Source organism: Microbacterium sp. T32 (assembly GCF_001619615.1).
Lineage (GTDB): Bacteria > Actinomycetota > Actinomycetes > Actinomycetales > Microbacteriaceae > Microbacterium.
Genome location: NZ_LQQP01000045.1, coordinates 64792 through 89833 on the forward strand (window position 1 = coordinate 64792; position 25042 = coordinate 89833).

Sequence of the window (25042 nt, forward strand, 5' to 3'; positions counted from 1 at the left end):
GCAGGGTCACGATGTTCTTTCCGGGTGCGAAGGGGAGGAGTCGGGCAGGATGCCGGGGCGGTCAGGCCGATGCGGCGAGGAGCGCACGGCGGGCGGAGCGGCGCTCCTCCTGCCGGTCGGGGTCCGGGACGGGCGCGGCCATGAAGAGTCGCTGTGTGTACGGGTGCTCGGGCTGGGACGTCACGCGGTCGGCGGGACCGGTCTCGACGATCTCGCCCTTGTACATCACGGCGACGCGGTGGCTGATGTGCCGCACGACGGCGAGGTCGTGCGTGACGAAGAGGTAGGCCACCCCGGTGCGGTTCTGGATGTCGATGAACAGGTCGAGCACGCGCGCCTGCGTCGACAGGTCGAGAGCGGAGACGGGCTCGTCGCACACGATGAGCCTGGGCCGCAGGGCCAGCGCGCGGGCGATCGCGATGCGCTGACGCTGTCCGCCGGAGAACTCGCGCGGGAGGCGGCTGCGCGCGTCCGAGGGGAGACCCACCTGATCGAGCAGGTCGCGCACGCGGGACCGCGCCTCCGACCCGGCCACGCCCGACGCCGTGAGGGGCTCGGCGAGGATCTGCTCGATCGTCATCGACGGGTTGAGCGACGAGTACGGGTCCTGGAAGACGACCTGGATCTCCGAGCTCAGCGCGCGCCGCGCGGCGCGGCCGAGGTGCGAGATGTCGCGGCCGTCGTAGGTGACGGTGCCGCCGCTGACCGGGGCGAGTCCGAGGACCGCCCGCCCGAGCGTCGTCTTGCCCGAGCCGGACTCGCCGACCAGGCCCATCGTCTCGCCGGGCAGGATGTCGAGCGACACTCCCTTGAGCGCCCGAAAGGGCTGTGCGCGGAAGCCCTTGCCCGGGTACTCGACGACCAGGTCGTCGACCGTGAGCAGCGGAGCGGTCATGCCCGTACTCCTTCCTCGGCGCCCAGCGGCGGCCGTGCCGGACCCTCGTCGAGGATCGCGTCCAGCAGCGCCCGTGTGTACGGGTGCTGCGCTTCGGTGAAGATCGCCCGAACCGGGCCCTGTTCGACGAACACGCCGTTCTGCATGACCGTCACGCGGTCGCAGAGGTCGGCGACGACGCCGAAGTTGTGCGTCACGAGCAGCATCGCCATGTGACGTTCCTCCTGGAGGTCGCGCAGCAGGTCGAGGACCTCGGCCTGCACGGTGACGTCGAGGGCGGTGGTGGGCTCGTCGGCGATGATCAGCTCGGGATCGGTCGAGACGGCGCCGGCGATCAGCACGCGCTGCGCCATGCCGCCGGAGACCTCGAACGGGTACGCGTCGAACGTGCGCGCCGGGTCGGGGATGCCGACGCGGGCGAGGAGCGCGAGCGCGCGCTCGCGCGCCTCCTTCTTCGACAGCCCCAGATTCTTGCGCAGCGGCTCGACGAGCTGGCTGCCGATCGTGAAGGACGGGTCGAGGTTGCTCATCGGCTCCTGCGGGATGTAGGCGATGCGCTTGCCGCGCACGCCGCCGTAGACCTTCTCGTCGGCGTCCGCCAGGTCGGTGCCGTCGAAGAGGATCGAGCCGGCGGTGACCGAGCCGCCCCGCGGAAGGAGGCCCAGGACGGCGAACGCGGTCTGCGACTTGCCCGAACCGGACTCGCCGATCAGGCCGTGCACCTCGCCGCGGCGGACGTCGAGCGAGACGCCGTGGACGACCTCGATGTGCGAGCCGTCCGCCTGGTCGTACCCGACGTGGAGATCGCGGACGCGCAGAAGCGTGTCGGTCGCCTTGCTCCGCGTGTCGTCGGCGTGGACGATCACGTCGCTCTCGACGATCGGGAGTTCGTCCGGGTCGACGACGTCGCCGCCGCTCAGCGAGACCGAGGTGGTGACGGCCGCGATCGAGCCGGTGCGGCTCGACACCGCGCGACGGCGGCGCCGACGCACCGTGACCGTGCGCTCGAGTTCGTCGCGGAGGACGTTGGCCAGCAGCGTCAGCGCGATGCAGGTCAGGGCGATCGCGAGCGAGGGCCACACCAGGCCGACGGGGTTCTTGTAGATGTTCTTGAAGGCGTCGGTGAGCATCGATCCCCAGGTGGGGACGTTCGCGTCGCCGAGCCCCAGGAACTCGAGCCCCGACTGGATCGCGATCGCGATGCCCGAGACGATCGCCGCCTGGATGATGATGGGCGCCCGCACGACCGACAGCACGTGCCGGCCGATGATGCGCGCGTCGCTCAGTCCCGACACGCGGGCCGCGTCGACGTAGAGCTCGCCGCGCACGGCCGTGACCGAGGCGAAGACGAGGCGGAAGAAACCGGGGGAGAGCAGGATGCCGAAGATGACCATCGACAGCCACACCGAGGGTCCGAGCACGGCGCGCGCGGCGAGCAGCACGACGATGCCGGGGAGGGCCATGGTCAGCTCGGTGACCCACGTCGCGACGGTGTTGAACCAGCCCTGGTAGTACCCGGCGACGAGGCCGCTGACCACGCCGATCAGGACGGCCACGGCGACCGCGACGAGGGCGGCCGCGATGCTCGTCTGCGTCGCCGCGAGCAGGCGCGACAGCACGTCGCGACCGCTCCCGTCGGTGCCCAGGAGGTGCGCGGGGCTCGGTCCGGACAGGATGCTGCGGATGTCGGCGAAGTTCGGGTCCTGCGGGGCCACGAGCGGACCGATGAAGGTCAGGACGACGACGATCGCGAGGAAGACCAGGGACACCAGGCCGACCGGCCGGCGGACGAGCCGACGGAACAGCGCGACCCGGACGGGGGCGACGGGAACGGCGGGAGGGACGGCGATGGCGGTCATGCGAGTCGCACCTTCGGGTTGAGGGCCGCCTGGGCCAGGTCGATGAGGAGGTTGACGACGACGACGATGATCGCGAAGGCGATCACCAGGCCCATGACGACCGGGATGTCGCCGAGGGTCGTCGCGCGGACGCTCAGCTGCCCCATGCCCGGGATCGCGAAGATCTGCTCGACGATGACGGCGCCGCCGAGGAGCCCCACGAACTGCACGGCGAGGACCGCGAGCGCCGGACCGCCGGCGTTGCGGAGCACATGCGTGTAGATGACGGAGCGCTCGCTGAGACCGCGGGAGCGGAGCGTGCGGACGTAGTCGCGCGACGTGGCATCCAGGACGGACCCGCGGACCTGCTGAGCCACCGTCGCGATCGCGCCGATCGAGAGCGCGGCGATGGGGAGGATCACGGAGGAGAGCCAGCCGGTCACGGAGGTCGTGATCGGCGTGAAGCCGGTCGCCTTGAACCAGCCGAGGTTCACCGCGAAGACCAGGACCAGGACGAGGGCGATCAGGAAGCCCGGGACGGCGAAACCGACGAGCGAGAGGAACTGCACCGTGGCATCCACCGCCCCTCCGCGGCGTGCGGCGAGGACGCCCAACAGCACGGAGAGGATGGCGGACACGAGCGTGGCGCCGATCACGATCGAGAGCGTCACCCCGAGGCGTCCGGAGACGCTCGTCGAGACGAGCTCGCCGTTGAACCAGCTCCGTCCGAGGTTGCCGGTCAGTGCGGAGCCGACCCAATCGGTGTATTGCGTCCACAGCGGCCGATCGAGACCGAGCTCCGCGGTCTTCTTGGCCACGGTCTCGGCGGTGGCGGTCTCGCCCAGGATGCGGCGGGCGATGTCCCCGCCCGCGGCGTAGAGGAGCGTGAAGGCCAGCAGGGAGATGACGGCGACGAGGACGACGCCGGACAGGAGCCGGCGCACGATGAATGCGAACATGTGTGGTCCCTCGGGGCGGACCGGGCCCACCCGATGCGTGCGGGTGGGCCCGGTCGGTGGGTCAGTTCTTCGGCGAGAAGTCGAAGATCGACGGGTAGGCGTTGGTCGGCCAGAACTCGAGGTTCGTGTTCGGGTCGGTGGCGAAGGTGCCCTGCACGCGGAAGAACGGGGCGAACCAGGCCTGGTCGACGATGTACTTGTTGAGCTCCTTGAGGGCGGCGTCGGACTCCGCCTGCGAGCCGGTCTGGATCGTCGAGATGAGCGCGTCGACCTTCGGGTCCTCCGACTTGAAGGGGTTGAAGGTGGCGTTCGGCGCGATCATGAAGTTGATCAGCTGCCAGTCCGGGTTCTGCTCGAGCGCCATCCACGTCGCCGGGAACTTCGGCGCGAGCATGTCCGCGATGAAGTTGGCCGCACCGGGGTCGGTGTAGTTCACGGTGATGCCGATGTCGGACAGCTGCTGGGCGACCAGGTCGAACGTCTGCTGGAACGCCGGGGTGGTCGGCATGCTCAGCGTGAACCCGTTCGGGTAGCCGGCGTCGGCGAGGAGCTTCTTCGCCGCGGCCGGGTCGTACTTGTACGTCGAATCGAGCGACGCGTCGTACGCGACCGAGGTCGCGGGGAAGACCTGCTCGGTGACGGTGCCGTAGCCGGTCTGCAGCGACTGCAGCAGCGCGTCGCGGTCGAACGCCATGTTGATGGCCTGGCGCACCTTGACGTTGCCGAGCTCGGGCGCCATGGTGCCGGCGCGGTCGAGCAGCAGGAGTCCCTGGAAGTCGAGCTCGTTGGACTCGATGGTCCAGCCGGCGCCCTCGACCTCGGTGATGGTGTTGTTGTCGGCGACCTTCGCGCCGTTGAGCTCGCCGGCCTTGATCGCGTTGATCATGGCGGTGGTGTCGTCGAAGACGTTGATCGTGAGCTTGTCGTACTTGACGGCGTCCTTGTTCCAGTAGTCGGGGTTCGCCGTGTAGTTGTACGTGGTGCCCGTCACCGAGGAGGCGGTGTCGAGGATGTAGGGGCCCGAGCCGACGGGGTTCGTGGACACGTCCGGGTTGTCGAACGAGGACGGCGCCTCGACCAGGCCGGGCGCGATGGACAGCAGGTTGATGAGCGAGGGGTCCGGCGCCGACTGGGTGATGGTCACCGTGGTGGCATCCGGGGCGGCGAAGGTCTTGCCGGCGAGCGTCGCGGCCTGCGGCGAGGTGCCGTCGCGGAAGCGCTCGAGGCTCTTGACCACGGCGTCGGCGTCGAGCTTGGTGCCGTCCGAGAAGGTCACGTCGTCGCGGAGTGTGAGGGTCAGGACGGTGTTGTCCGCGTTGTACTCCCACTCCGTAGCGAGCCAAGGCTCGATCTCGCCCTGGGCGTTCTTCTGCAGGATCGTGTCGAACACGGCCTGGAAGAACGGGCTGCGGTTGCCGTACTCGGCGCCGGCGCCGATGTCGTAGCTGGTCGGCGCGGCGATCGCGCCGAGCGTCAGCTGTCCGCCGCTTCCGTTGCCGCTTCCGCCGCCGGTGTTGTCAGCGGCGCATCCGCTCAGGGTCAGCGCGGCGACGACGGCGAGGGCTGCTGTGGCCTTCCATCGGAACATCCTTGTCCTCTTCTCTCTGGCTGGGCTCGGGTGAGTGGCCCTGCCGCGAGAACGTAACACCAAATACGAGCGGTCGCTAGATTTTCAGACCAAAAAACTAGCGACCGCTAGAAATTCGTTGTAGAACGGTTCGTGAGAGGGCTCCCACGCGTCGCGACCGCGGCGGTGGGGCGTTACGGTGATGCGATGACGGAGACGGCGCAGACTCCCCGCCGACAGCGGGGCGAGTATGCGAAATCCGAGGCGACTCGGCAGGCGATCCTGGATGCCGCCCTCGAGGTCTTCGCCGAGGCCGGATATCGGTCCGGGTCGCTGCGCGAGATCGCGCAGCGGGTCGGCATGAGCGAAGCGGGTCTGCTGCACCACTTCCCGCGCAAGAGCGCGCTTCTGCAGGCGGTGCTCGACCACCGCGACGAACTCGCCCGGTCGATCGTGGACTTCACGAAGGACGACGGGGTCGAGACCCTGCGCAACCTCGTCGACCTCGCGCGCCACAACGCCTCGGTCCCCGGGGTCGTCGAGCTCTACTGCACGGTGTCGGCCGAGGCCACCGCGCCCGATCACCCCGCCCACGACTACTTCCGCCGACGCTACGAGCAGGTGCGGCAGAGTACCCGCGAAGCCTTCGAGCGCATCCAGGCCGCCGGTCGACTGGCCCCCGGCCTCGACCCCGGCCGTGCGGCGGTCGCCACGATCGCACTCATGGACGGCCTGCAGGTGCAGTGGCTGCTCGAACCCGCGTCGACCGACATGGCCGAGGCGCTCGCGGAGTACTTCCGGACCATGGTCCGTGGATTCGACCTGACCGCGTTGGAGGACCTTCTCGACACCGTGGCCGAGGACGCCCGGTGATCCGCGAACACTTGCTCGACGGCTGGACCGTCGGGCCGAAGCTCGGCGCGTTCGAACGGCGCGACGCGGCCACCGCCTTCGTCCCGGTGCTGCTCCCGCACGACGCGCTGCGGGATCTGCCGCGCGACCCCGCGAGTCCGCAGGGGGTGACGTCGGGGTACTACCCGGGCGGGGTGTTCGAGTACGTCCGCGAGCTCGACGTGCCCGAGGAGTGGCGCGAGAAGACGGTGCTGCTGGAGTTCGAGGGCGTCTACCGGGACGCCGTCGTCTTCGTCAACGGCGACCGTGCGGCGCACGAGGCGAGCGGGTACGCCGCGTTCGCGGTGCGCCTCGACGCCTATCTGCGCTTCGGGCGCACGAACCGCATCACCGTCGAGGCGCGCGTGCACAAGGACTCGCGCTGGTACACGGGGGCCGGCATCCATCGTCCGGTGCACCTCGTCGTCGCCGATCCCGTGCATCTCGGCCTGGATGCCACGCGCGTGGCCACCCCCGACATCGACGACGAACGCGCGGTCGTCGCCGTCTCCTCGACCGTCGAGAACGGCACCCGCCACACCCGCACCGTCCGCGTGCGGTGGGAGGTCGAGGACCCTGACGGGGCGGTCGTCGCCGCGGGCGATTCGCCCGTGTCCGTCCTGCCGGGGGAGAGCGCCGTCGCCCGGCAGCGCCTCCTCGTGCAAGACCCGCGCCGGTGGGGGATCGACGACCCGCAGCTGTATCGCCTGCGCACGACGCTCCTCGACGAGGGGCGTGCAGAGCCGCTCGACGAGGAGACGGTGGCGTTCGGCATCCGGTCGCTCCGGCTCGACCCGGTGCATGGCCTGCGGATCAACGGCGAGAGCGTGACGCTGCGCGGAGCCTGCGTGCACCACGACAACGGCCCCCTGGGCGCCGTCGCACTGCCCGCCGCCGAGGATCGGCGGGTCCGGCTGCTCAAGGAAGCCGGGTTCACCGCGATCCGCAGCTCCCACAATCCCGCGAGCCGTGCGCTGCTGGACGCGTGCGATCGCCACGGCATGGTCGTGATGGACGAGCTCGGCGACGTGTGGACGCGCGCGAAGAGCGGCTTCGACCACTCCGTCGGCTTCGCGGACCACTGGCGTCGCGACGTCGAGGCGATGGTGGCGAAGGATGCCAATCATCCCAGTGTCGTCCTGTATTCGATCGGCAACGAGATCCTCGAGCTGGGCAGCGCGCACGGTGCGATCTGGAGCCGTCGTCTCGCGGAGGCCGTGCGCGAACTCGACGACACCCGGTTCGTCACCAACGGCATCAACGGGATCATCGCCAACCTGGACCGCATGGCCGAGGCGCAGGCCGAGGCGGCGGCGACCGACCCCAACACGCTCATGGCCACGATGGGCGAGCAGATGGCGCTCATGAACGCGTCGGAACTCGTCACCCGCTCCATCGAGGAGTCCGCCGCCGTCCTCGACGTCGTCGGGTTCAACTACGCGGAGTCGCGGTACGTCCTGGACGCCGAGCTGTTCCCGAACCGGGTCATCGTCGGGTCGGAGACGTTCCCCGAGCGGATCGGCGCGCTGTGGCCGCTGGTCTCGAGCCTGCCGCACGTGATCGGCGACTTCACCTGGACCGGCTGGGACTACCTCGGGGAGGCCGGGATCGGGCGGGTCGATTACACCGACGCGCCAGGCTACGTCCCCACCGGCACGGCCGGACCGTACCCGTACCTCGCGGCCGAGTCCGGCGATCTCGACATCACCGGCCACCGGCGCACCGTGTCGTACTTCCGCGAGATCGTCTACGGCCTGCGCACCGAGCCGTTCCTCGCGGTCCACCCGCCGCGCCATCACGGCAGGCCCGTCGCGGTGACGCCCTGGTCGTGGGATGACACCGTCGCCTCGTGGAGCTGGGACGCGGCGCCCGGAGCGCCCGTGACGGTCGACGTCTACGCGGATGCCGACGAGGTCGAGCTGTTCCTCGACGGCGTCTCGCTCGGTGTCGCGCCGGTGGGGACAGTGCGCGAGTACACCGCGCGCTTCGAGACCGCGTACGTCCCCGGCGAGCTCATCGCGATCGCCCGACGCGGCGGCGCCGAGACCGGCCGGACGACCCTGCGGACGGCGGGAGACGGCATCCATCTCGTCGCCCGCGCGGAGGAGCCGACGATCGGCGCACATCCGGACGCGCTCGCGTTCCTCCGGATCACCCTGGAGGATGCCGCGGGCATCGTCCCGTGCGATCGCGACGTCCGCGTCACCGTCGACGTCGATGGACCCGCTGTGTTCGCCGGGCTGGGAACGGGCCGCGCGGCGACCGAGGAGCCGTTCTCCGCGGCATCCGTGACCCTGTTCCACGGGCGGGCGCTCGCGATCGTGCGTCCGACCGGCGTCGGGGACATCCGGGTGCGGGTGTCGGCCGAGGGGTTCGACGACGCGGAGGTCTCGGTCCGAGCGGACTGACCCCGGATACGACAGAAGGCCCCCGAGTACTCTCCGAGGCCCTCCGCAACGAATCCGACCCTACGGAGGCGAACGGGGCGTGTCGGGGGGATTGCGGATCCGGCGCTGTTCCCCTACGCGTGTCTCTGGCACACTCACCGCATGAGGTTCGAGACGACGCTGTTCCAGATGGGCAACAACACCGGCATCGAGGTGCCGCCCGAGGTCGTCGAGGGGCTGGGCGGCGGCAAACGCGCCTCGGTCACCGTCACCGTCAACGGGTACGTGTACACCAGCACGCTCGCGGTGATGGGCGGGCGGCAGCTCATCCCGTTCTCGGCGGACAAGCGCAAGGCCACGGGACTCGCGGGCGGTGACCCGATCACCGTGGAGCTGACCCTCGACACCACCGAGCGCACGGTCGAGCTTCCCGAGGACCTCGCCGCCGCCCTCGACGAGGCGGGTGTCCGCGCCGCGTTCGATGCGCTCGCCCCCAGCACCCGGAAGGCGCACGCCGGCAGTGTGGCGGAGGCGAAGGCGGCCGAGACGCGGGCCCGTCGCATCCACAAGATCGTCGCCGCCCTGGTCTGAGCGGGGTCGCTCGCGCGGCGCGACCGATAGCCTGGAGAGGGAGGTCGCGTGGGCCGGACGAAGGATGCCATCGCCGAGGGGCTGTCGATCGCGACGGCCGCGGCGCGGCTCACCGTACGCAACCGCATCCTCGTCGAGACGATCGCGCGCGGGGGGCAGTTCGACGGCGAGGTGTTCGCGGACTTCGCCCGCGAAACGCTGCGCGCCCTCGCGGAGGAGCAGGATCAGGCCGCCGACCGCGTGACGGCGCAGCGCAAGCGCGCATGGGGGCGGTTCTCCGACTCTTCGGGCACCCACGACTACCGGGACCGCGACACACGCAACCTGCGCCGACGCGCCCGCCAGTCCCGCGGCGTCGCGAAGGAGCTGCGCGAGTTCGCTGCCGACCCCGAGCGCGTCGGCATCCTGGTCGCCGCGGCGCGCGAGGCCGCGTGGGGGGACGTCGAGGCGAACCTGTCGCAGCGGCTGGACGTCGAGGGGATGACGGCGGATGCCGACCCCGACTACGCCACGATGCGGCGCGCGCGCATGGATGCGCTGCGCATGGTCGATCTCGCGCGTCTCGCCTCGCAGGCGAAGAAGCGGGCGAAGGAGCAGGCCGCGGCCAGGGGCGACGATTCGGAAGCCCCGGCGCCCAAGAAGAAGAAGTCCTCCCCGGCCTGACGGCTCCCAGCCCCACCGACCCCGGGTGATCGGTGCCGATAATCGAGGGTGACGAATTTCGCGGGTGATCGGCGTCGGGCGAGCGTCGTGGTCATCGGCGCGGGGCAAGCGGGGCTCTCGGCCGCCTACCACCTGGCCCGGTCCGGCTTCGTGAGCGCCCTGGACCCCTCGCGTGACATCGACGCACCGTCGTTCGTGGTCCTGGATGCCGAGCCCGAGCCGGGCGGCGCGTGGCGGCATCGGTGGGAATCGCTGACGATGTCGACGGTCAACGGGATCTTCGACCTGCCCGGTTTCCCGAAGCCGCCGATCGACGCGACCGCGTCGAGCCGGGACGCGGTGCCCGCGTACTTCGCCGCTTACGAAGCGCACCTGCGGCCGCCGATCCTGCGCCCGGTCACGGTGACCGCGGTGCGGTTCGCGGATGCGGCCCCCGACGGCGACCTGCTCGTGGAGTCGAGCGCGGGGGTGTGGGAGACGCGCGCGGTGATCAACGCGACCGGCACGTGGAACAACCCGGTGCTCCCGCGGTACCCCGGGCAGGACACCTTCCGCGGTCGGCAGCTGCATACGCGCGACTACGTCTCGCTCGACGAGTTCGCCGGGCTCCGCGTGGCGATCGTGGGCGGCGGCATCTCGGCGGTGCAACTCCTGGAGGAGATCTCCCGCGTGGCGACGGTGTTCTGGTACACGCGGCAAGAGCCCGTGTTCTGGGAGGGCGAATTCACCCCGGAGACGGGGCGGGACGTCATCGCGAAGGTGGTCGCGGACGTCGAGGCCGGGAATCCCTCCGGTAGCGTCGTCTCCTACACGGGACTGTCCTGGCTGCCGTACGCGGTCGCGGCGCGGGAGCGCGGTGCTCTCGTGCGTCGTCCGATGTTCACCGCGATCGAACCCGACGGTGTGCGGGAGGCGGACGGCTCGTTCACGGCGGTCGACGCGATCCTCTGGGCGACGGGTTTCCGGGCGGACCTCCACCACCTCGACCCGCTCCACCTTCGGAACGCGCGGGGCGGCATCCGGATGACCGGGACGCAGGTCGCCGAGGAGCCGCGCGTGCACCTGATCGGGTTCGGTCCCTCGCAGTCGACGGTGGGCGCCAACCGCGCCGGTCGCGAGGCGGTCCGCGTCCTGCGGAAACGCCTGATCCCGGCGCCCGCGGCCTGAGAGTGGCCTACCAGGACGCCGGCTGCGCGGCCACGGTGCGCGATCGTTCCTCGGTGGAGGCCCGCATCGCCCGCGACTTCTCCCCCCGACGCGACAGGATCTCGGGCGGGGCGGTGCACACGGCGTCGTGACCCTCGCGGTGCGCCCGCCACAGCGCCCGCTTCGCGTCCTCGACGTCGGCGAAGACGCCGAGGGGACGGGCCTCGTCGTCGAAGGCGGACCACGCGCTCTGTGCGCATCGCGTGGCGTACCCGAAGATGCGGCGCGAACAGCTGCCGAGCAGGAAGTCGCCCTCGATGGACTTCCACGTGATCTCTGGCGTGGTGCGAGTGAAACCGAACATCGGGAGCCCCTTTGCTGACCCGTGTGAGTGTGACCGAGAAGCTACCCGGATGCAGCGGGGCAGGGGAGGGACCAAAGTCCCCTTTTGCGCGAATCGGCCGAAAGTCGCCGCTCCGGGCACCGGCGGCTACGACCCCGTCGCGGCGAGCACGCTCGCGATCGCGTCGAGCGTGCGCGCGACCTCGGGCAGGGTGGCGACGGGCGGGATGTTGAGGTGCCCGTGCGGCATCCCCGCGGCGACCTCCACGCGCACGGGAACGCCGGCGTCGCGCAGTTGCACCGCGAACAGCTCGCCGGAGCCCCGCAGTTCGTCGATCTCGCTGAGCGCGAGGAGTGTGGCAGGGAAGCCCTCCGGATGCCGGCTGCCCGGCACGGCATCCCCGGGAAGGTCATCGATCCGGCCGACGTACGCGCGCATCACGTCGATGTTGTGCGCGAGGCCGAAGCGCAGGATGTCGGGCAGGTCGTCGACTCCGTCGATCTCGACGCCCGGGACGGGGAAGTGGAGGAGCGGGTACCCCAGCACCAGGGCGGCGGGCTGCGGACCACCCCGGGCGACGAGCCGGGAGGCCGTCGCGGCGGCGAGGTTGCCGCCGGCGGAGCACCCGCCGAGGCTCAGGCGCGCCGGATGGATGCCGAACTCCCGCGCCCGTTCGGAGAGCCAGGTCCACGCGGCATCGACGTCGTCCAGCGGGGCGGGGAAGAGCGTGGTGGGGCCGGCGAGACGGTAGTCGACGCTCGCGACGACCGCGCCCGCCCGGGCGGCGAGCTCGCGCGCCACGACGTCCGACTCGGCCATGTCGATGTCGCCGGCGGTGAAGCCGCCGCCGTGCACCCACAGCAGTCCCGGTGCATCGGTCGGCGCCTCGAGCGGCCGGTAGACGCGGACGCGCACGGGTCCGAGAGGGCCCGTGGCGGAGTGCTCCGACACGTCGACCGGCGGCGCGACGTAGGCGGCGGTCAGCTCGGCGACGGCGACGGCGTAGTCGTCCCAGTCGAGCACGTCGCGCAGGGCGTGGGCCATGACGGCATCCAGGCTCATGAGCGGGGCTCCCGGACGATGAGCTCCACGGGAAAGACCTGACGCACGCGGGCGCGGCGGGGGTCCTTGCGCTCGGCGAGGAGGATGTCTGCACCCTGGTAGCCGATCGCCGTGAGCGGCGTCCGGATGGCCGGGATGCCGAGGGCCTCGGTCACGTCCGAGTCGTGACCTGCGATCACCAGCGCGCGTCGCCCGCCGTTCGCGTCGCCGTCCTCGGCCAGTCGTCGCCAGGCTCCCGCGGCGGTGCGGTCGTCGGGCAGGATGATCGCGTCGAAGCTCATCCCGCGCTCCCCGAGGAACTCCACCGCCGCGCGCCCGGCGGCGCTGTCGTGACCCAGGGCGTCGTGCTCGCTGAGCACCTCGGCCGGATCGAACCCGGCCGCGCGGACCGCGTCCCGTGCTGCCGTGCGCCGCAGCTCGGCGCCGGTCCGATCGTGCGGCGGGTGGACCAGGACGATCCGCCGGCGCCCGCTGTCGAGGGCGTGCGCGACCGCGAGGGCGACCGCGGCCGCGTGGTCGGCGGCGACGGAACTCAGCTCGGAGGTCGCGGGCGAGCCGATCACGGCGACCGCCACACCGCGCTCCGCGGCCTGCGCGGCGACGGGCTCGGCGCCGGCGGTCAGCTCCAGCAGGATGCTGCGGACGCCGGCCCGCTCGAGGGCGCGGACGGCGTCGTCGAGCCCGGTGGGCTCGTCGGTGGGGAAGGTCACGAGCGGGTGCGCGCCGCCGACGGCCAGTCGGCGACGGATGCCATCCAGGAGCGCCGCCCGGTGCGGTTCCGCGCCCGCGAGCACGACGCCGACGAGGTCCGGACCCGCGGGGGCGCGCCGTCCGCGTCCGGTCGGGCGCCACCCGAGCTCGTCGATCGCCGATCGCACGCGACGCAGCGTCGGTGGGGCCACGATTTCAGGCTTGTTCAAGACGTTGGAAACCGTCCCGATCGATACGCCTGCGACGCGGGCTACGTCGTGCATCGACGGAAAGTCCTGGTCTGTCATCGCTCGCCCTCCTTCCTTGGTGGCTGAGATCCATTATGTTCATCCTTGCACGAATTGAAATATTTCAACTAGCATCACAGCGTCGCGATCCGAAGATCCGATCCAGCACTAGAGAGAGCTCGAGGTTTCAATGATGAATCTCCGTACCCGCGTCGGTCTCGGCGCGATCGTCGTGGGCGCGCTCGCCGTGTCCGCCACGGGGTGCGCCGGCGCACAGCAGCAGCCGACCATCGATCCCAGCGCCAGCGTCACCATCACCGTCGGTGACCTGCCCAGCACGAAGGCCGAGGCGGCTCGCAAGAACTTCCTCGACGCCGTCGACCAGTTCGAGAAGGCGAACCCCAACATCACCATCGAGCCCAGCGAGACGCGCTGGGACAACGGGTCGTTCTCCGCTCTCGTCGCCGGCGGCACCATGCCCACCGTCATGGGTGTCCCGTTCACCAACACGCAGCAGGTCATCGCGAACGGTCAGGTCGCCGACCTCACCGACGTCGTGAACCAGCTCGGCATGCTGGACCGGCTCAACCCCGACACGCTGAAGCCCGCGCAGGCCGAGGGCAAGACCTATGGCATCCCGACCACGGTCGACACCGTCGCGTTGATGTACAACCGCGACCTGTTCAAGAAGGCCGGCCTCGACCCCGACAAGCCGCCGGCCACGTGGGACGAGGTCCGCACGGCGGCCAAGGCCATCACGAAGGCCACGGGCAACCCCGGCTACCTGCAGATCACGCAGGAGGGCCAGGCGGGCTGGATCTACACCGCGTCGGTCTACTCGCGCGGCGGCACGATCGAGAACGAGGCCGGTGACCAGGTCACGATCGACAACCCGGCGTCCATCGCCGCGCTCCAGGGCCTGCGCGACATGTTCTCGACCGACAAGTCCATGGGATCCTCCGTGATCATGGACCTGAAGACCATCATGCAGGAGTTCGCCGCCGGACGAGCGGGCATGTTCGTCGCCCCCGTGGCGTCGTACGAGTGGCTGAACAACGTCTACGACATGGACCTGTAGGTCATCGGCGCCTCGCACCTCCCGCAGGGGGACACCGCCGGATCGGGCACCCCGCTCGGCGGCACCGTGCAGATGACGAACCCGAAGTCGACGCCCGAGCAGCTGCTCGCGGCGGCGAAGTGGGTCGACTTCTACTACTTCGGCAAGTTCACCAGTAAGGACACGGCCACAGCCAACGCCCAGGCCCTCATCAAGGACGGTGGCATCGTCGGTCTCCCGGGCCTCTCGCCCCTCAGCGCGGACGTCTACAAGCAGTACCGCGAGTGGATCGCCGACGACACGAACGTCGACGCGTCGCACTTCACCAGCTACACCGACTCGCTCACCAAGATCCCGTTGATCCCCGAGCCCACCACGCGGGCGCAGGAGGTCTACGCCGATCTGGCGTCGACCGTCCAGGCGGTGCTGACCGATCCCTCGGCGCCGATCGAGCCCCTCGTGAAGGACGCCTCTTCCCGCATCGAACGGATCATCTCGCAGTGACTCGAGTCCTCTCGGTACCGGTCGGGGTCCCCGCGCGCCAGGCGCGCGGGGGCCTCCTCCCGCGTGTGCAGCGCTGGGTGCGCGGCGGGGGACTGTGGTCCATCGCCTTCGGCGCGCCCCTGGTGCTCGTCTTCGCCTACTTCTCCTGGGGTCCGATCGTGCGCGGTCTCGTGCTGTCGTTCCAGAAGACGAACTTCCTCACCAGCAAGTGGGTGGGCCTGACGAACTTCGAGTACGTGCTGACCGATCCCGTGCTGCCCCGCGCGATCCTCAACACGGTGCTCTTCACCGCGATCGGTCTGCTCGTCGGTGCCCCGCTGCCGCTCGCGCTCGCCGTCGTCATGTCGGAGCTGCGCCGGTGGAAGGGGCTCTACAGCGCGCTCGCGTATCTCCCCGTGGTCATCCCCCCGGTGGTGGCGATCCTGCTGTGGAAGGTGCTCTACATGCCCGGCCCCAGCGGGCTGTTGAACTCGCTGCTCGGGACGGTGGGTCTCGGGCCCTTCGCGTGGCTGGACTCGGAGCAGCTCGTCATCCCGTCGATGGTGCTCGCGGCGACGTGGGCGGGCGCCGGCACGTCGGTCATCATCTACCTCGCCGCGCTCGGCGGCGTCCGGCCCGACCTCTACGAGGCGGCGGAACTCGACGGCGCGGGCGTCTGGAGTCGCGTGTGGCATGTGACGCTGCCGCAGATCCGGGGCGTCATCCTCGTCCTCATCCTCCTGCAGCTCATCGGGACCATGCAGGTGTTCAACGAACCGAAGCTCCTCACCGGCGGCGGCCCGAACAACGCCTCGATCTCGATCCTGATGCTCATCTACCAGTACGGGTTCGTGAACTCGAACTACGGAGCGGCGGCCGCGCTCAGCGTGATGCTCGCCGTGGTCCTGGCGATCGTGTCGATCGTGTACCAGTTCGCGACGCGGAGGCTCAACGACAATGACTGACACCTACACCCTCACGCAGCCTCCCGTGGCGCCGTCGTCGCGGCGGCGCCTCCGCCGGGAGGAGGAGCCCGAAGAGGTCCCGCGCTCGGTCTCCTCCTGGGGTGACCGTCGCCGCCCCGTCGTGCGCTGGACGCTGCGGATCGTCCAGACGCTCGTCCTCATCGGGCTGATCGTCGCGGCGGTGCTTCCGCTGGTGTGGTTGGCCAAGGCATCCGTCTCCACGACGACCGAACTCGTGACCGACCCGCTGACGTTGATCCCCTCGGTCTTCGACTGGTCGAACTACGCCGCGGTCTGGAACGACCTCGGGATCTGGCGCTACCTGCTGAACACGCTCCTCATGGCGCTCGGCAGCGCGGCCGTCACCCTGTTCGTCTGCGTGACCGGTGCCTACACGCTGTCGATCCTCCGCCCGCGGTGGGGCAACGTCGTCTACTGGGCGGTCCTGGCGACGCTGTTCATCCCGGGGATCGTCTCGCTCGTGCCGCTCTACTTGACGGTGCTCGATCTCCCGGGCCTCGGGATCAGCCTCCTCAACACGCTGTGGGCGGTCTGGCTCCCGGCCGGGGCGAGCGCCTTCTCGCTCGTGCTCGCCAAGCGCTTCTTCGACTCCATCCCGCGCGAACTCATCGAGGCCGCACGCATCGACGGCGCGGGTCCCGTGCGGGTGCTGTGGTCACTGGTCATCCCGCTGTCGCGCCCGATCCTGTCGGTGCTCGCGCTCCTGAGCGCCGTCGCGGCCTACAAGGAGTACCTGTGGCCGCTGCTCGTCCTGCAGGACCCGGGGGTGCAGCCGATCTCGGTCGCCCTGCCCCGGATCGAGCCCGCGCTGGAGTACTCGGTCATGATGGCCGCGCTGTTCCTCTCGATGGTCGTCCCGATCGGGCTGTTCCTGATCTTCCAGCGGCAGTTCCTGCGGTCGGTCGGTCTCGCCAACGGCATCAAGGGCTGACGGAGACGGCCCTGAGCTATCTTCGGAGGTATGGAGCGCGAGACTCGATGAGTGCGCCGGACGACACGGGTGTCCGCCGGGCGAATCTCCGCGAGGTCGCGGCACTGGCCGGGGTGTCGGTCTCGACGGCATCCCGCGTGCTGTCGGGGACGTACCCGATCGCCGAGGCGACCCGCGGGCGCGTGGTCGCCGCGATGCGCGAACTCGGATATTCCGAGGCCCGGGCCCGTCGGCGCGAGGCGACGCGGACCATCGGCGTCATCGTCCCGGACGTGCGCTCGTCGCTGGTCTCGGGGGTGCTGGGCGGTATCGACGCCGCGGCCGTCGAGCACGGGCGCATCAGCATGATCTTCCCGACCGAGGGGGACGTGGATCGCGAACGCGACATCGTCCGCCTCGTCGCGCGTCAGCGAGAACTGGATGCCGTGGTCTTCGTCGGCGGCGTCTACGCTTCGGCCGACTACGCCGACCGGCTGGGCGACTACGCGACGATGCTCGAGGAGATCGACGCGCGTCTGGTGATGTGCGCGCGTCCGGGCCCGATGCCGGCGGATCGCGCGCTCGCCGCGGGCTACGACAACTCCGGCGGGGCGTTCGCGATCACCAGTCACCTGCTCTCGCGCGGTCACACGCGCGTGGCGTGGGTCGGCGGCATCGAGGAGTACTCCACGACGGAGGGGCGTATCGCCGGCATGCGCGCCGCGCTCGCCGCCCACGGGTTGGATCCGGCCGCCGTCTACACCGACCCCTCGCCGCGGCGGTCGCGTCGCAGCCCCGCGCCCGATCAGGCGTACGCCCACACCGTCACGCTGCTGCGCGAGCATCCCGACGTGACCGCGATCGTGGCCAACAGCGACTTCCACGCCCTCGACGTGGTGCGTGCGCTGACGGATGCCGGGTTGTCGGTGCCCGAGGACATGTCGGTCGTCGGCTACGACGACGACCGCGTCGCGCAGCGCCTGCACCCGCCGCTGACCACCGTGCACCTGCCGGTGTTCGACCTCGGGTGGGAGGCCGCGCGCCTCGCGGTCGAGAAGCCGCTCCCCGGCCACGCCGGCTCGGTCGTCGAGCTCGGCACGCACGTCGTCGTGCGCGATTCGGTGGCCGCCCCGCGCCGCTGACGCCCCCGCGCTGAGAAACGAGCCCCGCCGTCCTGGCGGGGCTCGTTGCCGTTTCGTGGCCTGTCCGCGCTTGCGTTCGCAACTTGTTTCTGTAATGTTGCTACGCGAGAGCAGCATTGTTGCTGTCCCGCCGGCTGCCGAAGGAGTCCTCGATGATGCGACGACGCGCTTTCTCCACGCTCGGAATGACCGAGGCCTCCCTCGTCGAGGTGGTCGCGGTCGCGATGGAGTCCGGCTGGACCGGCGTCGAGGTCGGCTCCGCCGAAGACCGCGCGGTGAACGTCCACCTCTCCGCCGCGCAGCGCGCGGACGCCCGTGCCGTCCTCGCCGAGGTCGATCGGGTGTGTCTCGCCACCTACGTGAACGTCGCCGACCCCGCCGCGACGGACGCCGACGTGCTGGCGCGCGTGCGTGCGGAGGCCCTCCTCGCCCGCGACCTCGGCTTTCCGGCGATCCGGGTGTTCCCGGGTGGCGCGGACGACGCCGTGCTGGCGCGTCGCCTCCGCGCGGCGACCAGCGTCGCGCGCGAGACCGGGGTGGACGTCTGGCTCGAGACCCACGACTCGCACCCGACCGGCCTGGCCGTCGCGCGGGCCCTCGACGCCGTCGACGACGAGCACGTCGGCGCGATCTGGGACATCGCGCACCCGTGGGTCGCGGGGGAGCCCGTCTCCACCACCGTCGCGCTCCTCGCGCCCTGGCTGCGGCACGTCCAGGTGAAGGACGTCGTCGGACGCGGCGACGGACGCCCGGTGCTGCCCGGGCAGGGTGGCATCCCGCTCCACGAGATCCTGCTGCAGCTCGACGCCCGCGGGTACGACGGCCACCTCAGCCTCGAGTGGGAGCGGCGCTGGCATCCCGAGCTCCCGCCCCTGCGCGACGCGCTCGCGGCGGCGACCGCGTGGCTCGATGCGCACCCCGTGCCCGAGCGGGTGCCGGTCGTCGGCGTCGAGGGGGCGCTCGCCGCCCTGACGCTCGACGAGAAGATCGCGCTCGTCACCGGCCGTGACTTCTGGTCCACCGCCGCGGTGCCGCGGATCGGTCTGCGGCCTCTCGTCCTGTCCGACGGGCCCGTCGGGGTGCGCGGCCCCACGATGGACGAGCGCCAGCCGTCGGTCGTGTTCCCGTCCGCGGGCGCCCTCGCGGCGACGTGGGATCCGGCGCTCGCCCGCGACGCCGGAAGCGCCCTTGCGGACGAGGCGGTGCGCCACGGCGTCGACGTCGTGCTCGGCCCCACCGTCAACCTGCACCGCAGCCCGCTCGGCGGCCGCACGTTCGAGTCGTTCTCCGAGGACCCGGTGCTGTCGGGCGAGATCGCCGCCGGTTACGTCCGGGGGCTGCAGGACGGCGGGGTGGTCGCGTGCCCCAAGCATTACGTCCTGGGCGACTCCGAGACCGAGCGCATGACCGTCTCCGTGGATGCCGATGACCGCACGCTTCACGAGCTCTACCTGGAGCCGTTCCGCGTCGCCCTGGAGGCGGGCGCGGGGGCGATCATGAGCGCGTACAACGCCGTCGACGGGGTCACGATGAGCGAGAACCGTCTCCTCGACGACCCGCTCGTCACGGCGTGGGGTTTCGACGGCGTGGTCGTCTCCGACTGGTCGGCGGTGCGGTCGGTGGCGGCTGCGGCGGCGGGGCAGCACCTCGAGATGCCGGGGCCGCGCGGCGCGTGGGGCGACGCGCTGCGCGCCGCGGTCGAGGCCGGTGAAGTGCCCGAAGCGCTCATCGATGAGAAGGTGCGGCGCATCCTGCGTCTCGCCGAGCGCACGGGCGCGCTCGGGGGCGGGCTCCGGCCGCGGCTCTCGCCGCTCGATCCCGGCATCCTGGCCCGCACCGTGCTGACCCGCGGCGCCGTGCTGCTGCAGAACGACGGCATCCTTCCCCTCGCCGTAACGCCCGAGGCGCCGCTGCGGGTTGCACTTCTCGGGCCGGGCGCGACGCGTCCGCGGGTGCAGGGCGGCGGGAGCTCCGAGGTGTTCCCCGTGCGCGTGTCGACACCGGCCGAGGCGCTCGCGGGGGAGGCCGGCATCCATCTCACCGTCGTCGACGGGACCGTGCCGGATCGGGTGGAACCGTTCGAGCCGGGCGAATTGCGGGCCCCCGACGGGACCGTCGGGGCCGTGCGCGCGCGACTGTTCGACGGCGAGGGCGCGGTGTTGTCGGACGAACGACGCTCGACCGCGCGCGTCATCTGGCTGGGCGATCTGCCCGACGCCGCGCGAGCGCTGGAGATCGAGTTCGACGTCGTCCCGTCGCGTTCGGGGAGGCTGCGTCTGGGGATCGACGTCCCGGCCGCGGGCACGCTCTCGATCGACGGCGTGCCCGTGGCCGCTGCGGACGGCGGAGCACGCGTCGAGGGGGCGCACATCGCGCACGCCGATCCGCTCGCCGCTGTGGTCGACGCGGTCGCGGGGCGGGCCATCCGCGTCCGCGTCTCGGCGGAGGCGCCGGAGGATCTGCCGCTGCGCATCCTCGATGTCCGCCTCGGCCGCGCGTACGAGGTCGACCCCGCGTCCGCGCTCGAGGCGGCCGTGGCCGCGGCGCGGGACGCCGACGTCGCGATCGTGTGCGTGGGCACCCCCGCCGGAGGAGAGTCCGAGGGGCACGACCGCACCGACCTGAAGCTGCCGCCCGAGCAGGACGCGCTCGTCGCCGCGACCCTCGCGGCCAACCCCCGCACGATCGTCGTCGTGGCCGCGGGTGCGCCGGTGGAGACGCCGTGGCGTCACGACGCGGCGGCGGTCCTGCTGACGTGGTTCGGCGGGCAGGAGCTCGGCACCGCGCTCGCGGACGTCCTCCTCGGCCGCGAAGAGCCCGGCGGTCGCCTGCCCACCACGTGGCCCGCGCGCCTCGAGGACGCCCCGGTCTCGGACGTGGTCCCGCGCGACGGCATCCTGAGCTACCGGGAGGGCCTGAACATCGGGTACCGCGCGCGGGCGACCGCGGACACGGCCCCCGCCTACCCGTTCGGGCACGGACTCGGCTACACGGCGTGGGCGCTCGGCGCCGTGCGCGTGGAGGAGGTCCGCGACCGTCTCTTCCTCGTGGCGGACCTCACCAACACCGGGCGCCGCCGCGGGCGGCACGTGCTTCAGGCGTACCTGTCCCGCGGCGAATCCGACGTGCAGCGCCCGCCGCTGTGGCTCGCGGCGTTCGCCACCGTCGAAGCGGACGCGGGGGTCCGCAGCACGGTCCGCATCGAGATCCCTTCGCGCGCGTTCGCGCACTGGTCTGCGGACGCCGGATGGATGACGGAACCCGGGGAGTTCACGGTGTCGCTCGGCTTCTCGGCCGAGGACCTCCGCTGGACCGGACGCGTGCAGCCCACCGTGCGTGCCGTGCTCGGCGGCGTCGTGACGGGGGCCGGCGCGTGAGCCGGCGCCCTCGGGTCCTGCTGTCGATGTGGGAGAACGTCGTTCCGGAGGTGTTCCCGCCGCGCCTCCAGGCCGCGCTCCATCGCACCGTCGACCTGCTCGACGAACGGCCGCTGCACTCCCTCACCGACCCGGTCGCCGAGCACCTGCCCGAGGCGGAGCTGCTCATCACGAGCTGGGGTGCCGTCCACGTCGACGAGGCCCTGCTCGCGCGGGCGCCGCGGCTGCGCGGGGTGTTCCACGCGGCGGGCTCGGTGAAGAGCGTCGTGGGGGAGGCCGCGTGGCGCGCGGGGCTCGACGTGACGTCGGCCGTGCGGATCGGTGCGGCGCCGGTCATCGACTACACGGTCGCGATGGTGATGCTGAGCGCCCATCGCGCGCTGCCGCTCGCCCAGGAGTACCGGGTCGCCGGGTTCCCCGCCGTGCGGGGCCGCCGCGGGCGCTTCGGTCTGCGGATCGGCGTCGTGGGGGCGTCGGCGATCGGCCGCGGCGTGATCCAGCGACTCGTCGCCGACGGCTGGGACGTCGCCGTGTACGACCCGGTCGTCGATCCCGCCCTCGTGCAGGCGCTCGGGGCGCGGCAGCTCGAGCTCGACGAGCTCTGCGCGCACAGCGACATCCTCACGCTCCACGCGCCGAGCCTCCCCGCCACGCGCGGCATGATCGACGCGCGGCGCCTCGCGCTGCTGCCCGACGGAGCGACGCTGATCAACACCGCGCGCGGTGCCCTCGTCGACCACGACGCTCTCCGCGCCGAATGTCTCAGCGGACGCCTGGATGCCGTCCTCGACGTGACCGAACCCGAGCCGTTGGAGCCGGGAGACGTGCTGCTCAGCCTCCCGAACGTCGTGTGCACACCGCACGCCGCGGGCGTGCAGGGCGGCGAGATCGGCGAGATGGGGGCTTTCATCCTCGAGGAAGTGCAGCGCTACCGCGCCGGCCAGCCCCTCACCGGGGCGGTCGATCCGGGGCTGCTGCCGACGCTGGCCTGAGCCGGGGCTTTCGCGCCCCTGCCCCCTCCACCGATCGCGTTTTTCGCTGAGCGGGTGCCCTCATCGCTGCGCGGCGCGCCCGGCTCCCGGCATCCGTCCCGCACACGGAGGAACTCCCGCCCGCGCACCCCCGGTTCGGCGCGGGCGGGAGTTCCGGTCAGGGGCGCGGGACGAGAACCTCGTGCCGGTCGGCCGGCGTCAGCGTGACCGTGACCTTGCCGTCGCCGCCCACCGTGAGGTGTCGGACCGTTCCATCGACCGTGATGTCGATCGCGCCGGGCGTGAGCTGCCCGAGCACGAGGTCGGCCCCCGGCAGGTCGTCCGGCAGTACCCCGGCGAGAGTGATCCGGAGGTCGCTCGTCTCGACCGTGAGGCGGAGGTTCCGACGTCCGCCCTGCACGGCGACGCTGACTCCCGCGACGACGGCGGAGGCGGCATCCACGACGGTCAGGACGCTGGGGTCCGCCGAGGTGGAGGCGCGGCGGACGACGAGCGCGCGGGCGTCCGCCTGGGCCCCCGGCACCGTGAGGGTGCCGCGGCCGTCGGTGGTCGACGCGACGGCTACCGTGTCGATCCGCCCGGGGCGGGCGAGGTCGGCGCTCAGCTGCCCGGTCGCGGTGGTCGAGGCGAGGGTGGCGGCGTCGGCCGCCGACCGCTGCGGGACGAGCGCCGCGGCGAAGTGGGCGGCGGTGGTGGACGGGACGGTCGACCGCCACGTCGTTCCGAGCACGGCCAGCGTGTCGGCCGCGTGCGAGAACGTGGCGCCGCTGTCGGGCGACGACTGCAGGTACCGTGCCGTCACCGTGCTTGAGCCGATCGTCTGCGCGATGTCCGACCCACCGGTGACGTCGGTGACCGTGCCCTTGCTGTGGAACAGCGAGTGGATGTCCTTCGCGGTCCCGGCCGTCACGTCGTCGAGCACGATGGCGGCCTGCCGATCGAGGAACGCGATCGTCCGGCGCGCGCGGGTGATCCCGGACGTGCTCGGCGAGGCGTACAGCCCGGAGACGTCGGCCGCGATGATCGTGTCGGCCCCGAGGCTGCTCACCGCGGGGATCGACGCGCGGTCGCGCATGTCGGCGTACGGCTGGGTGAATCCGGTCGCGCGTTCGCCGGCCTGCCCGACGTCGGCGCCCGCGACGATCGCGTTCGTCTGCTTCGTGAGGTACGCACCGTACGGGGCGTACGCGCCGAACACGGCCCCGCCGAACGACATGCTGAAGTGCCCGCCGTCGGGGTGGTCGTGACCGACGTTGATGTACGTCGCGTTGGGGCCGAGCCGGTCGCGCCACTGGTTCAGGCGCCGACCGCCCATGACCCCGGCCTTCACGTGCAGCGAGACGTCGGTGCTCGCCCATCCGGACCGGGATGCCACGATCCCGAGGTCGCTGTACAGGCGTGTGGTCGGCCGGTCGTCGAGTCCCGTCGCGGCGAGCGAGTCGTCGAACCACAGCAGGTTCCACGCGTTGTAGAAGAAGGAGGTCGCCCCCGCGCTGCCGGACGTGTAGAGCCGGTGCAGGAAGTCCTGCAGCTCCCCGTCGCCGTACTTGCCCGCGATCCGCCACAGGAACGGGTTGAAGTAGTACTGGCTGCCGTCGGTGTCGCCGTACCAGAACTGCGCCGGGAACCCCGGCAGGGACATGTCGACCTTGAACGAGCCCATGCCCGGCAGCTCCGGCTCCGCCCACAGGTCGCCCCCGCCGATGCCGTCGAAGACGTCGACGGCGCGGATGATGTGCTCGTTGCCGTAGACCGCGTAGGTGATGCTCTCGTGCTGCGACCCGTCGGGCGAGATCCAGTTCAGCACGTGGCGCAGCTGGGAGCGCGCGAACTCGAGGCGGTAGTCGTCGCTCTCGCCGGAGTCCGCCGCGCCGTCGCCGTGGATCGCGGCGGCGGCCGCCGTGATTCCGTCGACGCGGAAGTGGCGGTGGTTGGGCTGCGGGTCGTTCTTCCAGTAGGCATCCGTCGCGACCGAGGTGTTGCCGAACTGGTCGATCAGACGATCGGCCTGCAGCGCGAGCTTGTCGCGGATGGTGGCGCGCTCGGCGGGGGAGAAGAGGTCGTAGCACCAGTCGTACGCGACGGAGACGCCGATGAGGCCGGCGGCGTTGCCCATCGACCCGCCGTTCTCGCCGCCCCACTGGGGGCGGGTGGTCGGGTCGCAGACGTACAGCGTCCAGTTGCGGAGCTTCGTCGAGTACGTGGAGTTGCCGGTGATGAGGTACGCCATCGCGAGCTCGGGGAGGGCCCAGTAGACCGACTGCCACTGGTTGTCGTCGCCGTTGCCGGTGATGGTCGGCAGGGCGGCGCGGCCGTTGGCGTAGTTGATGAGGGTCGTGACGAACGGGGCGTAGGCGGGTGCGGCGGCTCGGCGCTGCAGTTCGGTGAGGGACACTCGCGTGCCCAGGATCAGGCGCGGGTGCACGCCCGCCAGGGCCGGGTCGATGAGCCCGGTGGCGGCGGGAACGGTGCCCACGGCGGGGCGGGTGAGGCCTCCGCCGAGCGCGGCGCCGGCGGCAGCGGCGCCGACGAGCGACCCGAGCAGCATGGAGCGCCGCGAGAAGGCACGACGGGGAAGGGGCATGGACGGCTCTGTCACATCAAGTCCTTAGTCGCAGAAACAATAGGAATTTGTTGCGCAAACTAGCGCGAACACGCCGCGCGGGTCAAGAGTGTGGTGCGTCCGGTGGCGCACAACTCCGGCGGCAACGCCTCGCACACGTCGGCGGGTACCCGTCCGGTGCGGATCTGCAGGAGTTGTGCCCGGCCGAGGGTCGCAGAGCGGGGGTTATAGGCAAGAACGTGTGGATGGGAT

Annotated in this window: 20 protein-coding genes; 12 read left to right on the forward strand and 8 right to left on the reverse strand. The window is 71.4% G+C overall.

Annotation, left to right across the window (positions count from 1 at the left end; all coding sequences use genetic code 11):
• Positions 1–61 precede the first annotated feature (61 nt).
• The 4 genes from AVW09_RS15005 to AVW09_RS15020 all read right to left on the reverse strand — a co-directional run bounded on the left by AVW09_RS15005 (position 62) and on the right by AVW09_RS15020 (position 5280).
• Positions 62–895: an ATP-binding cassette domain-containing protein gene (locus AVW09_RS15005; RefSeq protein WP_063258827.1), complete on the reverse strand. Its 834-nt coding sequence runs from the start codon at positions 893–895 to the stop codon at positions 62–64.
• Positions 892–2754, reverse strand: a complete 1863-nt coding sequence (locus tag AVW09_RS15010; RefSeq protein WP_063258828.1) for a dipeptide/oligopeptide/nickel ABC transporter permease/ATP-binding protein — start codon at positions 2752–2754, stop codon at positions 892–894. The genes AVW09_RS15005 and AVW09_RS15010 overlap by 4 nt, the downstream gene beginning before the upstream one ends.
• Positions 2751–3692, reverse strand: a complete 942-nt coding sequence (locus AVW09_RS15015) for an ABC transporter permease (RefSeq protein WP_063258829.1) — start codon at positions 3690–3692, stop codon at positions 2751–2753. The genes AVW09_RS15010 and AVW09_RS15015 overlap by 4 nt, the downstream gene beginning before the upstream one ends.
• Before the next feature lie 61 nt (positions 3693–3753).
• Positions 3754–5280, reverse strand: coding sequence for an ABC transporter substrate-binding protein (locus tag AVW09_RS15020; RefSeq protein WP_063258830.1), 1527 nt, complete (start codon positions 5278–5280; stop codon positions 3754–3756).
• Positions 5281–5466: 186 nt separating this feature from the next.
• Between AVW09_RS15020 and AVW09_RS15025 the strand changes: the two genes are divergently transcribed.
• The 5 genes from AVW09_RS15025 (at position 5467) to AVW09_RS15045 (ending at position 10958) form a co-directional block, all read left to right on the forward strand.
• Positions 5467–6132 (forward strand): TetR/AcrR family transcriptional regulator, encoded by a 666-nt coding sequence (locus AVW09_RS15025; RefSeq protein ID WP_063258831.1) that lies wholly within the window; start codon positions 5467–5469, stop codon positions 6130–6132.
• Positions 6129–8558, forward strand: coding sequence for a glycoside hydrolase family 2 TIM barrel-domain containing protein (locus AVW09_RS15030; protein WP_063258832.1), 2430 nt, complete (start codon positions 6129–6131; stop codon positions 8556–8558). The genes AVW09_RS15025 and AVW09_RS15030 overlap by 4 nt, the downstream gene beginning before the upstream one ends.
• Before the next feature lie 141 nt (positions 8559–8699).
• Entirely contained in the window at positions 8700–9128 is a 429-nt protein-coding gene (locus tag AVW09_RS15035) for a YdeI/OmpD-associated family protein (RefSeq protein WP_022880531.1), read from the forward strand.
• A 48-nt stretch (positions 9129–9176) separates the two neighbouring features.
• Positions 9177–9791 (forward strand): hypothetical protein, encoded by a 615-nt coding sequence (locus AVW09_RS15040; RefSeq protein WP_063258833.1) that lies wholly within the window; start codon positions 9177–9179, stop codon positions 9789–9791.
• Between the two features lie 48 nt (positions 9792–9839).
• A complete protein-coding gene (locus tag AVW09_RS15045) occupies positions 9840–10958 on the forward strand; it encodes an NAD(P)-binding domain-containing protein (protein ID WP_063258834.1) in 1119 nt (372 codons plus the stop codon).
• 7 nt (positions 10959–10965) lie between these two features.
• Here the strand turns inward: AVW09_RS15045 and AVW09_RS15050 are convergent, their stop codons facing one another.
• The 3 genes from AVW09_RS15050 to AVW09_RS15060 all read right to left on the reverse strand — a co-directional run bounded on the left by AVW09_RS15050 (position 10966) and on the right by AVW09_RS15060 (position 13340).
• On the reverse strand, positions 10966–11301 hold the full coding sequence (locus tag AVW09_RS15050) for a hypothetical protein (protein WP_063258835.1): 336 nt from the start codon (positions 11299–11301) through the stop codon (positions 10966–10968).
• Positions 11302–11427: 126 nt separating this feature from the next.
• Complete coding sequence (locus AVW09_RS15055) at positions 11428–12342, reverse strand: alpha/beta hydrolase (RefSeq protein ID WP_082823013.1); 915 nt, start codon at positions 12340–12342, stop codon at positions 11428–11430.
• Positions 12339–13340: a LacI family DNA-binding transcriptional regulator gene (locus AVW09_RS15060; RefSeq protein WP_063258837.1), complete on the reverse strand. Its 1002-nt coding sequence runs from the start codon at positions 13338–13340 to the stop codon at positions 12339–12341. The genes AVW09_RS15055 and AVW09_RS15060 overlap by 4 nt, the downstream gene beginning before the upstream one ends.
• A 133-nt stretch (positions 13341–13473) precedes the next feature.
• Between AVW09_RS15060 and AVW09_RS15065 the strand changes: the two genes are divergently transcribed.
• The 7 genes from AVW09_RS15065 (at position 13474) to AVW09_RS15095 (ending at position 22227) form a co-directional block, all read left to right on the forward strand.
• Complete coding sequence (locus tag AVW09_RS15065) at positions 13474–14358, forward strand: ABC transporter substrate-binding protein (RefSeq protein ID WP_197462661.1); 885 nt, start codon at positions 13474–13476, stop codon at positions 14356–14358.
• A gap of 72 nt (positions 14359–14430) precedes the next feature.
• Positions 14431–14841: a hypothetical protein gene (locus AVW09_RS15070; RefSeq protein ID WP_063258839.1), complete on the forward strand. Its 411-nt coding sequence runs from the start codon at positions 14431–14433 to the stop codon at positions 14839–14841.
• Positions 14838–15785: a carbohydrate ABC transporter permease gene (locus tag AVW09_RS15075; protein WP_063258840.1), complete on the forward strand. Its 948-nt coding sequence runs from the start codon at positions 14838–14840 to the stop codon at positions 15783–15785. The genes AVW09_RS15070 and AVW09_RS15075 overlap by 4 nt, the downstream gene beginning before the upstream one ends.
• The gene (locus tag AVW09_RS15080; RefSeq protein WP_082823014.1) at positions 15778–16737 is read left to right on the forward strand and encodes a carbohydrate ABC transporter permease; all 960 of its coding nucleotides are present in this window, start codon (positions 15778–15780) and stop codon (positions 16735–16737) included. The genes AVW09_RS15075 and AVW09_RS15080 overlap by 8 nt, the downstream gene beginning before the upstream one ends.
• Before the next feature lie 47 nt (positions 16738–16784).
• The gene (locus tag AVW09_RS15085) at positions 16785–17858 is read left to right on the forward strand and encodes a LacI family DNA-binding transcriptional regulator (RefSeq protein ID WP_063258841.1); all 1074 of its coding nucleotides are present in this window, start codon (positions 16785–16787) and stop codon (positions 17856–17858) included.
• Between the two features lie 152 nt (positions 17859–18010).
• Positions 18011–21235: a glycoside hydrolase family 3 C-terminal domain-containing protein gene (locus AVW09_RS15090; protein WP_082823015.1), complete on the forward strand. Its 3225-nt coding sequence runs from the start codon at positions 18011–18013 to the stop codon at positions 21233–21235.
• The gene (locus AVW09_RS15095; protein WP_063258842.1) at positions 21232–22227 is read left to right on the forward strand and encodes a hydroxyacid dehydrogenase; all 996 of its coding nucleotides are present in this window, start codon (positions 21232–21234) and stop codon (positions 22225–22227) included. Before AVW09_RS15090 ends, AVW09_RS15095 begins: the two co-directional genes overlap by 4 nt.
• 157 nt (positions 22228–22384) lie before the next feature.
• On the opposite strand, the gene AVW09_RS15100 is transcribed toward AVW09_RS15095, so the two are convergent.
• The gene (locus tag AVW09_RS15100; RefSeq protein WP_063258843.1) at positions 22385–24811 is read right to left on the reverse strand and encodes a hypothetical protein; all 2427 of its coding nucleotides are present in this window, start codon (positions 24809–24811) and stop codon (positions 22385–22387) included.
• Between the last annotated feature and the right edge of the window lie 231 nt (positions 24812–25042).